The sequence below is a fragment of the Streptomyces sp. bgisy159 genome (genome assembly GCF_057707805.1).
Genome location: NZ_JBYIQX010000006.1, coordinates 141,146 through 151,975 on the forward strand (window position 1 = coordinate 141,146; position 10,830 = coordinate 151,975).

Consider the following 10,830-nt stretch of genomic DNA (forward strand, 5'->3'; position numbering starts at 1 on the left):
GGTCGGCGCGGTTCCTCAGCGGAGCCGGCGCAGATAGGGGTCCTGGGCGGTGCGCGGCAGCAGCCGCACCCGGGCGTCGAGCACGGTCACCCGGCCCGCGGTGGCCAGGACGGGATGGAAGTCGGCCTCGGCGAGCTGCGGCAGGTCGCTCGCCATGCGGGAGAGCCGGTGCAGCAGCTGTTCCAGGCCGGCCAGGTCGACGGGGCCGCCGCCCTGTGGGCCGAACAGCAGGGGCGCGCAGCTCGGGTCGGTGATCAGGTCGTGGACGTCGTGGTCGGTGAGAGGGGCGAGACGGGCCATGGGTGTCCCCCCGGTCGAGCGGAGCCGAGACCGGGGGAGGTCGGCGAGGACCTCGGTGGCGGTGCCGCCGAGGCCGAACAGGACGAGCGGCCCGAACACCTCGTCCTGGACGACTCCGGCGAAGAGTTCCACACCGCGGTCGGCGAGGGGCTGGACGACGACGCCGGTGAGCAGCCCGGCGAACCGGGTCTCCAGGTCGCGGTAGGCGGCGCGGACCTGGGCGTCGCCGCGCAGGTCGAGGTGGACGGCGTGCTCGGCGCTCTTGTGCAGCAGGCCGGGCCAGTGACCCTTCATCACCACGCGGCCGTCGGCGCCGCGCAGCCGCTCGGCGGCCAGGACGGCGCGGTCCTCGCTGTCCGCCCACGCCCAGGGGAGCTGCGGGATGCCGTAGCAGTCGAGGAGTTCGGCGCACACGCGCGGGTCGAGCCGGCCGCCGTCGGGGTGGGCGTCGAGATAGGCGTCGACGACGGTGTGGGCGCGGGCGGTGTCGACGCCGCCGAGGCCGGGCACGGTGCCGGCGGGCCGGTCGAGCCAGGCGGCGCGGCGTCCCGCGTGCGCGAGGGCGCGGGCGGCCGCCTGGGGTTCGGCGTACGCGGGCAGGGTGCGGCCCTCGGCGGCGGGCAGCAGCTGGACGGGCAGGGCCTGTTCGAGGCGGACGACGACCAGGGGCTTGGTGCGCCGGGCGGCGGTCTCGGTGACGGCGCGGACCAGGTCGTCGCCGGTGGCGGCGGCGACCGCGGTGGGCACCAGCACGACGAGGACGGCGTCGAAACCGTCGTGGCGCACGATCCGTTCCACGCATCCGGCGAGCTGTTCCTCGGAGACGGCGGCTCCGGCGTCGACGGGGTTGCCGACGGTCGCGCCCTCGGGCAGCACGTCGAGCAGGTCGTCGCTCAGGTCGGGGCCGGGCGCGGGCAGGCTGAGCCCGGCCTCGGCGCAGGCGTCGGCGGCGAGGACGCCGGCACCGCCCGCGTTGGTGACGATCGCGACGCGCGGTCCGGCGGGCAGCGGCTGGGAGTGCAGCAGGGCGGCGGTCTCGATGAGCTCGCCGCAGGAGCGGGTGGCGGTGATGCCCGCCTGGGTGAACAGGGCGCCGCGGGTCACGGCGCGGGGGGCGGCGGCCGCGGTGTGCGAGGCGGCGGCGCGCCGGCCGGCCTCGGTGCGGCCCGCGTCGACGGTGAGGACCGGCATCCGGCGGGTGACGCGGCGGGCGGTACGGGAGAAGGCGCGGGGGCTGCCGAAGGACTCCAGGTGGAGCAGGGCGAGGTCGGTGCGGCCGTCGCTCTCCCACCACTGGAGCATGTCGTTGCCGCTGACGTCGTACTTGTCGCCGAGGGAGGCGAAGGAGGACACCCCGACGCCGAGCCGGGACAGGCCGTCGAGGAGGGCGATGCCGACGCCGCCGGACTGGACGGCGACGCCCGCGGTGCCGGGCAGCGGGTGGCCGGCGGCGAAGGTGGCGTCCAGGCGCAGCGCGGGGTCGGTGTTGGACAGGCCGAGGCAGTTCGGTCCGACCAGGCGCATGCCGTGGCTGCGGCAGGTCGCCAGCAGGTCGCGGGCCCGGTCGGTGGCGAGACCGCCGGTGAGCACGAGCAGGGCGCGCACGCCGGCCTTGCCGCACTCCTCGGCGGCGGCCGGGACGGCGGCGGCGGGGACGGCGAGCACGGCGAGGTCGGGCGTGACGGGCAGGGCGGCCACGGAGGGGTGGCAGGGCACGCCGAGAAGCGAGCGGGCCGCCGGGTTGACGGCGAAGAGCCGGCCGGTGAAGCCGCCGTCCTTGAGGTGGTGCAGCACGGCCCGGCCGATGGAGCCGGCGCGTCGTCCGGCGCCGAGGACGGCGACCGTCCGGGGCCGCAGCAACGGTGTCAGGCTGGCGACGTCGGCGGCGCGGCCGCGTTCCTCCACGGCGCTCAGGTAGGTGTCGTCCTGGTCGAGGGCGATGGAGCACCGCACCTCAGGTCCTTCGAAGCGGCGGGCGGTGCGCAGTCCGAGGCCGGCGAAGAGGCGCAGCACCTCGTGGTTCTCGGCGAGCGCGTCGGCGGTGAAGCGGGTGATGCCCTCGGCGCGGGCGGCGGAGACGAGGTGTTCGACGAGGAGGGTGCCGACGCCCCGGTGGTGGAGTCCGTCGGCGACGGCGATGGAGATCTCGGCGGTGTGATCGTCGTCGGCGCCCGGTGTCCCGGCGTCGTACTCGGCGAGGCCGATGATCCGCTCCTGGGTCTCGGCGACCAGCGCCCGGTAGCCGGGACGCGGGGGTGCGCAGGCTCGGTCGGCGGCCATCTCCGCGGAGCGGCGGCCGGCCGAGAAGAACCGCAGCCGCAGGTTCTCCGGGGACATCTCCTCGTAGAAGCCGCGCAGCTGGTCGTGGTCGCTCCGGCGGACCGTGCGGATGCACACGGTGGTGCCGTCCGCGAGCAGGCCGTGGACCGGCGGTCGGGAGAGCGGAGCGTCCAACATCGCGGATTACCTCCATGCTTTCTACACTTCGAGCGTCCAGCGGAACGCGGCGGGATCCCATGGGCTGTCCGGCGGTGGCCGGGGGGCCGGTCGGCCCTCGGCTCCGCGGCCTCGGCGAGGGGAGTCAGGACGGCATGGCGGACAACACGACGGACAGGCTGTCGCGGAAGGTCTACGAGCGCGAACTGCTGCGGCTGCAGACGGAGTTGGTCAAGGTCCAGGAGTGGGTGCGGGCCGAGGGGGCGCGACTGGTGGTGATCTTCGAGGGGCGGGACGCGGCCGGCAAGGGCGGGACCATCAAGCGGGTCACCGAGCATCTCAATCCGCGTGTGGCGCGGATCGCGGCGCTGCCGACGCCGACCGAGCGGCAGCGCACCCAGTGGTACTTCCAGCGGTACGTCGAGCAGTTGCCGGCGGCCGGCGAGATCGTGCTGTTCGACCGGTCCTGGTACAACCGGGCCGGCGTGGAGCACGTGATGGGCTTCTGTACGAAGGAGGAGCACCAGCTGTTCCTGCGGCAGTGCCCGATCTTCGAGCGGATGCTGGTGGAGGACGGCATCCTGCTGCGCAAGTACTGGTTCTCGGTGAGCGACGCCGAGCAGCAGGAGCGGTTCCGGCGGCGACTGGAGGACCCGCTCAGGCGGTGGAAACTGTCGCCGATGGACCTGGAGTCGATCACCCGCTGGGAGGCGTACTCGCGGGCCAAGGACGACATGATGGTGCACACCGACATCAGGGAGGCGCCCTGGTACGTGGTGGAGAGCGACGACAAGCGGCGGGCCCGGCTGAACATGATCGCCCATCTGCTGGACACGCTGCCCTACCACGACGTGCCGCCTCCCGTGCTGGAGCTGCCCGAGCGGCCGGAGTCGACCGGCTATGTGCGCCCGCCGCGCGATCTGCAGACGTACGTCCCCGACCGCGCGGCGGACCTGTGAGCGGCCCGCATCACGCCGGGTGCGGTACGACGGCCACGGGGCAGGCGGCGTGGTGCAGCGCGGTGTGCGCGACCCGGCCGAGCTGCAGCCCGTGCCGCCCCTCGCGCCGCTCGGCGCCGACGACCAGCAGGTCGGCGCGGTGCGAGACGTCCACCAGGACCCGCCGGGCGTGGCCCTCGACCGTACGGGGGTGCACCTTCACGTCCGGCGGGGCGTCCGCGAGGGCCGCCTCCAGGACCTCCGCGGCCCGCTCCCGGTGCACCACCACGGCCTCGCCCGCGAGGAGCGGGTGGCCGGCCGTCTCGTGCGCCGGGCACCGCCAGACCCGTACCGCTTCCAGGACGGCGCCGCGCCGCCGCGCCTCCTCGTAGGCGAAGCGCAGCACCGTGCCGTCGCCGGGGTCGTCGCCGACGCCGACGACCACCCGGCCGTGGACCGGTGCGGCGGTCTGGTTGTCGTGGCTGCCGCGCAGCACGACCACCGGGCAGGGGGCGTGCGCGGCGACGGTCAGGCTGACCGAGCCGAGCAGCAGGTTGACGATGCCGCTGCGGCCTCTCGTGCCGACCACGAGCAGACCGGCGTCGCGGCCCTCGTGGACGAGGGCGTACTCCGGTTCCTCGGCGATTGCCTCGGCGACGACGTCGAGGCCGGGGTGGCGGCGGTGGGCGCGTCGGACGGCGACGTCGAGGATGTCGTCCGCGCGCACCTCCTCGGCCGGCTTGGCGAGGTCGGGGGTGAGGGACCTGCCCTCGTACCGCTCCCACAGGGAGGCGTAGACCACGCGCAGGGGCACCGTGCGCAGGGCGGCCTCGTCGGCCGCCCAGTCGACGGCGCGCAGGCTCGGCTCGGAGCCGTCCACTCCGACGAGCAGGGGTGTCGTCACGGTGCTCACCTCCCCGCGCCGAGGTCGAAGACGATGCGGGCCTTGACCTGACCGTGCAGGACGGCGTGGATCGAGTCGTTGACGGTCTCCAGCGGGCGGGTCTCGTAGATGACCTTGGTGCGGCCCGCGGCGTGCAGTTGGAACACCTCGGCGAGGTCCTGGCGGGTGCCGACGATGGAGCCGATGACGGACGTGCCGTTGAGCACGGTGTCGAAGATCGGCACCGGGACGGTGCCGTGTGCCGGGAGGGCGACCATGACCAGCTTCCCGCCGCGGCGCAGCCCGGCGTTGGCGGCGGCGAAGGCGGCCTCGTCGACCGCGAGGGCGATGGCCGCGTGGGCACCGCCGTGCTGCTTGAGGGTCGCCCCGACGTCCTCCTTGCGGGCGTCGATGACGATGTCGGCGCCGAGTTCGCGGGCGAGTTCCAACTTGTCGTCGGTGACGTCGACGGCGGCTACGGTCGCCCCGGCGATCTTCGCGTACTGGACGGCGAGGTGGCCGAGGCCGCCGACGCCGGAGACCGCGACGAGCTGGGCGGGCCGGACGTCGGCGACCTTGAGGGCCTTGTAGGTGGTGACGCCGGCGCAGGTCAGCGGCGCGGCGTCGAAGGGGGTCACGCCGTCGGGCACCGGCTGGGCGAAGTCGGCCCAGGCGAGCATCTTCTCGGCGTAGCCGCCGTCGCAGCCGTAGCCGGTGTTGATCTGCTGCTCGCACAGCGTCTCCCAGCCGGACAGGCAGTGCTCGCACCGGCCGCAGGCGCGGCCGAGCCACGGCACGGCGACCCGCTGCCCGATGCTCAGGTGGGTGACGCCCTCGCCGAGTTCCTCGACCAGGCCGACGCCCTCGTGACCGGGGACGAACGGGGGGCTGGGCTTGACGGGCCAGTCGCCGTGCGCGGCGTGGATGTCGGTGTGGCAGAGCCCGGAGGCCTCGACGCGGACCCGGACCTGGCCGGGGCCGGGCACGGGGTCGGGGCGCTCCTCGATGACCAGGGGCTCGCCGAACGCTCGTACGACCGCTGCCTTCATGGGGTCAACTCCTCGGGTGGTGCGTGGATCGGTACCGGCCGATCGGGATCGGCGGGTTCGGTCGGGGGGTCAGCTGTGCGAGACGACGGCGACGGGGGCGGTGGCGTGGTGCAGGACGGCGTGCGCGACGGGGCCGGTGCGGGCACCGATCGGGGTGCGGCGGACGCGCCGGCCGACGACCACCAGCGAGGCGTCGCGGGAGGCGTCGATGAGGTGGCTTGCGGCGCTGCCCGAGCGGGCGTCCGCGACGACCTCCACCGTCGGGTACTTCTCCCGCCAGGGTGCGAGGACCTCGTTGAGGGCGGCGGTCTGCTGCCGGGTGAGCTCCTCGTGCAGGGACGCGTCGGTGCCCAGGCCGTAGGTGTAGTACGGCGGCAGGGTCCAGCCGTGCACCACGTGCAGGGTGGTGTCGCGGCGGGCGGCGGCCTCGAAGGCGAACTCGACGACCGCGTCGGCGGCGCCGGCCGGGTTCAGGCCGAGCACGACGGGCCGGTACGGGGTGGCGGTGGTGGGGGCGCCCGACGGGTCGGGCCGGTGTTCGTCGGCGGCCTGTTCCCCGGCGCGGACGAGGATGACGGGGCACTGGGCGTGGGCGACCACGTACATGCCGACCGAGCCGACGACGAACCCGCCGAGGCCGCTGAGCCCGCGCGAGCCCAGGACCAGCAGCTCGGCGTTCTTCGCGGCGTCCACCAGGACGTCGAAGGGCGAGCCGTGCCGCTGCTCCGCGGTGACCTGGAGGCCGGGGTGGCGGGCCTTGAGGACGGTGGCGGTCTCGCGCGGGATGCGCTCGGTCCAGTGCTGCTGGGTCTCGGCGCCGAGCGGCGGCGTCTGGGTCATCGCCTCGGGGACGGGCTGCCACACGTGCAGGACGGTGACGGGGAGCCGGCGCTCCGCGGCCTCGCGGGCCGCCCAGGCCGCGGCGGCCTTGCTCTCGGGTGAGCCGTCGAGTCCTACGACAACTGTGCGGACCATGGTGTCTGCCTCCGGATCGGATGGTGTGGTGGGAGCCCGGTGACGGGGGGCTGGGGGGTCGGCTCACGGGTGGGTACCCGGTGGCGGCGGGCCCGCCGAAGGCCCGCCGTACCGGGGCGGTTCACCGCAGCCAGGGGTGCCGGCCGACGAGGGGCAGCCGGGCCCAGACGCGGCCCAGTCCCCAGGTGGCGCCGGCGCCGACGGCCGCGAGGGCGATCAGGGCGGCGGCGTAGATCACGTGGTAGTCGACGAACGGGTTCGTCGACATGCTGAGCGCGCCGTCGGACAGGTGCTTGGCGGGCGGCCACTCGGCGATCCACATCAGCGCCATCATGGCGGTGCCGGCGACGGCGGCCAGCCGCAGCGCGACGCCGCTCATCACGGCGACGCCGATGCCGAGCAGGCCGAGCATGAACAGCCAGTCCGCCCAGGCGTCCCCGGCCCAGGCGTGGAACGTGGACTCCATCGGGCCGGCCGCGACGTGGCTGAGGAAGCCCTGGGTGGGCGAACCGCCGTCGATCCAGCCCTTGCCCGACTGGGTGGCGTATCCGAGACCGAAGGTCTTGTCCAGGAACGCCCACAGGAAGACGAACCCGGTCAGCAGCCGCAGTGCGGCGAAGGCGTAGGCGCTCACCGCGGTGGTGGCCGTGTCGGTGACGGTGCCGTCCGTGTGCGTCCGGCGCAGGGACGGAAGGCGGAACCCCGTGTGGCGGTGCGGGTGGTCGTGAACGGCCATGGTCGTGTTCCCTTCGGGAGTGGTGCGTCAGTGGTTGTCTGCGGCTCGTTCCGTGCTGTTCTCGCACCGCCCAATCTGGTCTCACCGAGCGTGGCGCGCCGGATGCCGAAAGTCGGCGTCCAGGGGGCTGAACGGCCCCTTCCGCGGGACCGACCGGGCCGCGGGCCGACCGACGGCGGTCGGGCCCCGTCCGGTCCGGGGGGCACGGGTGCCCGTACGGCCGTACGGAATGCCGCGCGCCGTGTCGGGGCCGGTGCGCTCGCGGGGCCGCCGGTACGGGGCCGCGAGGGCTCGCCGGCGCAGCCGGGCGGCCCGCCGCCGGGGCCGGGTGGCCCATGGCCCGTGGGCGGGTGCCCGCACACGCTGGAGGTGTCCTTCCGTACGCGCCTTCCTGGAGGCACGCCATGAACGCTCCCGCCACCACGAGCATGCCGCGGGCGTTGTCCCCCGAACAGCGGCAGCGGCTCATGGGGATCGCCCACGAGGTGGCGTTCCCCCCGGGCGCCCGTCTCTTCGAGGAGGGCGGCCGCGCCGACCGGTTCTGGATCGTGCGCACCGGCACGGTCGATCTGGACATGCGGGTACCCGGCCGCCGCGCCGCGGTGATCGAGTCCCTGGGCCACAACGACCTGGTCGGCTGGTCCTGGCTGTTCCCGCCGCACACCTGGCACCTGGGCGCCGAGGCGGCGAGCCCGGTCCGGGCGTACGAGTTCGACGCGGACGCGGTGCGGTCGCTGTGCGAGAGCGACCCGCTGTTCGGCCGGGCGGTCGCCGAATGGGTGGGCGGCGTCGTGGCCCACCGGCTGCACGCGGCACGCACCCGCCTGCTCGACCTGTACGGTCCCTACGGCAGCGGGGCCGGGCGATGAGCACCGCCCCCGAGGCGGCGACGGGCCGGCCCGCGGCGCCGCACATCGTGGCGGACGTGATGACGCGCTCGGTGGCCCGCGTCGGCCGCCGCGCCGCGTTCAAGGAGATCGTGCGGGTCCTGCACGGCCGCAAGGTGAGCGCGCTGCCCGTCGTGGACCGGGAGGGTCGTGTCGTCGGGGTGGTCTCCGAGGCCGATCTGCTGCCCAAGGAGGAGTTCCGCGACAGCGACCCCGACCGGTACACGCAGCTGCGCCGGCTGTCCGACCTCGCCAAGGCGGGCTCGCTGACGGCGGCCGAGCTGATGACGTCACCGGCGCTGACCGTCACCGCCGGCACCACTCTGGCGCAGGCCGCGCGGACCATGGCGCGGGCCCGGGTCAAGCGGCTGCCCGTCGTCGACGGGGCGGGCCTGCTCGTGGGGGTGGTCAGCCGGGCCGATCTGCTGAAGGTGTTCCTGCGCGAGGACGAGGACATCGCCGAGGAGGTGCGCCGCGAGGTGGTGGCCTACCTGCTGCCCGCTCCCGCGTCGTCGGTGCGGGTGGCGGTCCAGGAGGGGGTCGTGGTGCTGTCCGGCCGGGTCCGGGACCGCTCCCTGGTGCCGGTGGCCGCGCGGCTGGTGCGGTCCGTCGAAGGGGTGGTGGACGTCCGGTTCGAGCTGACGGGCGACGCGGAGCCGGGCCCGGGGGCGGAAGGGGCCGGTCGGCCCTAGTGCGCGGGTCGGCGCTGGCTCAGGATCGTCGGCAGGGGCGGCCCGCAGTCCGCCACCACCGGGGAACGACAAGGGGTCCACATGACCGACGCACGCACCTTTTCGACGCAGGACCCGATCCGCGTCTTCCTGCTCGACGACCACGAGGTCGTCCGGCGCGGACTGGCGGACCTGCTGGACGCCGAGCCGGACATCACCGTGGTCGGTGACGCCGAGAACGTGGCGCACGCCCTGGTGCGCGCCCCCGCGGTCCGGCCGCACGTGGCCGTCCTCGACGTCCGCCTGCCCGACGGCGACGGCATCTCCGTCTGCCGTGAGCTGCGCAGCCGGATGCCCGAGCTGTCCGTCCTCATGCTGACGTCGTTCGACGACGAGGACGCCCTGCTGGACGCGATCATGGCCGGCGCGTCCGGCTACGTGCTGAAGCAGATCCGCGGCTCCGACCTGGTCTCGGCGGTGCGTACGGTCGCCTCCGGGCAGTCGATGCTCGACCCGGCCACCACCGCCCGGCTGATGCGCTCACTGCGCACCGAGCCCGCCGAGGCGCCGGAGGGCGCGCCCGAGCTGGCGAGCCTGTCGCCGCGCGAGCGGGAGATCCTGGCGCTGATCGGTGACGGGCTGACCAACCGGGAGATCGGCAAGCAGCTGTACCTGTCGGAGAAGACCGTCAAGAACCACATCTCCCGGCTCCTGTCGAAGCTGGGCGTCCAGCGCCGGGTGCAGGCGGCGGTCCTCGCCTCCCAGCTGGACCAGCAGCCCGAGCCCGCGCCCCGCGCCCCGCTGGTGCGCTGAGGGCCCTCCGGCGGGCCCCAAGGACGTACGGCCCCTGGGCTGGGCGCCGCGCCCGGACGATCATGGGCTGCGAACAGCCCGGCGTCGTCCCGGTGCCGGGCGGGGAGGAGTCCTCGATGGTCACGGCGGTGCTCGACGTCACGACGCTGCGGACGCTGCTGTCGGCGGCCGCGGCCGCTCCCTCGATCCACAACACCCAGCCCTGGCGGTTCCGTTTCGACCCGCACGCCCCCGCGCTGGAGATCCGGGCGGCGGCCGACCGCGGACTGCGCCACATCGACCCTGCGGGGCGCGCCCTGCACCTGTCGGTGGGGTGTGCGCTGCTCAATCTGAGGATCGCCGCCGCGCACAGCGGCCGGGAGCCGGCGGTCCGGCTGCTGCCCCGCCCGGACGATCCCGGCCTGCTGGCCCGGGTGCGGCTGGGCGGGCCGCCGCACTCGCCGGAGCCGACCGGGCTGTACGACGCGCTGTGGCGCCGGCGCAGCAGCCGGCTGCCGTACACGGACCGCCGGCTGCCCACCGGGCTGCCCGCCGAGCTCGTCGAGGCCGCCCTCACGGAAGGGGCCGGGCTGGTCCTGCCCGACGCCGACGGCACCGACCGGCTGCTGCGGCTGACCTGGGAGGGCGAGCAGCGCAACCGGGTGGACGCCGACCGGGCGGAGGAGAGCCGCCGCTGGCTGCGGGCACCGTACGTCTCCGCGCTCGGCATCCCGCCGACGGCGGTCGGACCGCAGGACTACCGCGAACGGCTCCCGATGCGTGACTTCGGCGCCCACCGCCGTACGGCGGCGCTGCCCGCCCGCTCCTTCGAGGTCCGGCCCCGGCTGGCGGTGCTGACCACGCAGCACGACCGCCGCGCGGACTGGCTGCGGGCCGGGCAGGCCCTGGAGCGGGTCCTGCTGGTGGCCACCGCGCACGGTCTGCGGGCCTCGCTGCTGCACCAGGCGCTGGAGTGGCCTGACCTGCGCACGGAACTCACGTCCCCGCCGGAGCAGGGCCGTCGCCACGTGCAGATGGTGCTGCGGCTCGGCTACGGCCCCGAAGGCGCCGCGACGCCACGCCGCACCGTCTGGCGGCTGCCCGCCCAGGGCTCCCCGCCCCGCCCGCAGCCCTGACCGCTCGCGGCCCCCGAAGCCCGTGCC

10 protein-coding genes are annotated in these 10,830 nt (G+C 75.1%); 5 read left to right on the forward strand and 5 right to left on the reverse strand.

Features of this window, described 5'->3' with window-relative positions:
• Positions 1-15 precede the first annotated feature (15 nt).
• Positions 16-2,757, reverse strand: coding sequence for a bifunctional acetate--CoA ligase family protein/GNAT family N-acetyltransferase (locus tag AC3ET3_RS08900; RefSeq protein ID WP_432138424.1), 2,742 nt, complete (start codon positions 2,755-2,757; stop codon positions 16-18).
• Between the two features lie 134 nt (positions 2,758-2,891).
• Between AC3ET3_RS08900 and ppk2 the strand changes: the two genes are divergently transcribed.
• Complete coding sequence (gene ppk2 / locus AC3ET3_RS08905; protein ID WP_432138423.1) at positions 2,892-3,695, forward strand: polyphosphate kinase 2; 804 nt, start codon at positions 2,892-2,894, stop codon at positions 3,693-3,695.
• 10 nt (positions 3,696-3,705) lie between these two features.
• Here the strand turns inward: ppk2 and AC3ET3_RS08910 are convergent, their stop codons facing one another.
• The 4 genes from AC3ET3_RS08910 to AC3ET3_RS08925 form a co-directional block, all read right to left on the reverse strand.
• Entirely contained in the window at positions 3,706-4,587 is an 882-nt protein-coding gene (locus AC3ET3_RS08910; RefSeq protein WP_432138422.1) for a universal stress protein, read from the reverse strand.
• Positions 4,584-5,606, reverse strand: coding sequence for an alcohol dehydrogenase AdhP (gene adhP, locus AC3ET3_RS08915; RefSeq protein WP_435611936.1), 1,023 nt, complete (start codon positions 5,604-5,606; stop codon positions 4,584-4,586). The genes AC3ET3_RS08910 and adhP overlap by 4 nt, the downstream gene beginning before the upstream one ends.
• Positions 5,607-5,675: 69 nt before the next feature.
• On the reverse strand, positions 5,676-6,581 hold the full coding sequence (locus tag AC3ET3_RS08920; protein WP_432138420.1) for a universal stress protein: 906 nt from the start codon (positions 6,579-6,581) through the stop codon (positions 5,676-5,678).
• 121 nt (positions 6,582-6,702) lie between these two features.
• Positions 6,703-7,317, reverse strand: coding sequence for a hypothetical protein (locus AC3ET3_RS08925; protein ID WP_432138419.1), 615 nt, complete (start codon positions 7,315-7,317; stop codon positions 6,703-6,705).
• 404 nt (positions 7,318-7,721) lie between these two features.
• Between AC3ET3_RS08925 and AC3ET3_RS08930 the strand changes: the two genes are divergently transcribed.
• The 4 genes from AC3ET3_RS08930 to AC3ET3_RS08945 all read left to right on the forward strand — a co-directional run bounded on the left by AC3ET3_RS08930 (position 7,722) and on the right by AC3ET3_RS08945 (position 10,803).
• Entirely contained in the window at positions 7,722-8,186 is a 465-nt protein-coding gene (locus tag AC3ET3_RS08930) for a cyclic nucleotide-binding domain-containing protein (RefSeq protein WP_432138418.1), read from the forward strand.
• On the forward strand, positions 8,183-8,896 hold the full coding sequence (locus tag AC3ET3_RS08935) for a CBS domain-containing protein (RefSeq protein WP_432138417.1): 714 nt from the start codon (positions 8,183-8,185) through the stop codon (positions 8,894-8,896). Before AC3ET3_RS08930 ends, AC3ET3_RS08935 begins: the two co-directional genes overlap by 4 nt.
• 81 nt (positions 8,897-8,977) lie before the next feature.
• Positions 8,978-9,688, forward strand: a complete 711-nt coding sequence (locus AC3ET3_RS08940; protein ID WP_432138416.1) for a response regulator — start codon at positions 8,978-8,980, stop codon at positions 9,686-9,688.
• Positions 9,689-9,804: 116 nt separating this feature from the next.
• Positions 9,805-10,803 (forward strand): Acg family FMN-binding oxidoreductase, encoded by a 999-nt coding sequence (locus tag AC3ET3_RS08945; protein ID WP_435611957.1) that lies wholly within the window; start codon positions 9,805-9,807, stop codon positions 10,801-10,803.
• Positions 10,804-10,830: the final 27 nt, after the last annotated feature.

Excerpts from the sequence above, each read along its gene's own strand:
- AC3ET3_RS08900 (WP_432138424.1), bottom strand. The coding sequence starts at position 2,757 with ATGTTGGACGCTCCGCTCTCCCGACCGCCGGTCCACGGCCTGCTCGCG.
- ppk2 (WP_432138423.1), top strand. The coding sequence starts at position 2,892 with ATGGCGGACAACACGACGGACAGGCTGTCGCGGAAGGTCTACGAGCGC.
- adhP (WP_435611936.1), bottom strand. The coding sequence starts at position 5,606 with ATGAAGGCAGCGGTCGTACGAGCGTTCGGCGAGCCCCTGGTCATCGAG.
- AC3ET3_RS08920 (WP_432138420.1), bottom strand. The coding sequence starts at position 6,581 with ATGGTCCGCACAGTTGTCGTAGGACTCGACGGCTCACCCGAGAGCAAG.
- AC3ET3_RS08925 (WP_432138419.1), bottom strand. The coding sequence starts at position 7,317 with ATGGCCGTTCACGACCACCCGCACCGCCACACGGGGTTCCGCCTTCCG.
- AC3ET3_RS08930 (WP_432138418.1), top strand. The coding sequence starts at position 7,722 with ATGAACGCTCCCGCCACCACGAGCATGCCGCGGGCGTTGTCCCCCGAA.
- AC3ET3_RS08935 (WP_432138417.1), top strand. The coding sequence starts at position 8,183 with ATGAGCACCGCCCCCGAGGCGGCGACGGGCCGGCCCGCGGCGCCGCAC.
- AC3ET3_RS08940 (WP_432138416.1), top strand. The coding sequence starts at position 8,978 with ATGACCGACGCACGCACCTTTTCGACGCAGGACCCGATCCGCGTCTTC.
- AC3ET3_RS08945 (WP_435611957.1), top strand. The coding sequence starts at position 9,805 with ATGGTCACGGCGGTGCTCGACGTCACGACGCTGCGGACGCTGCTGTCG.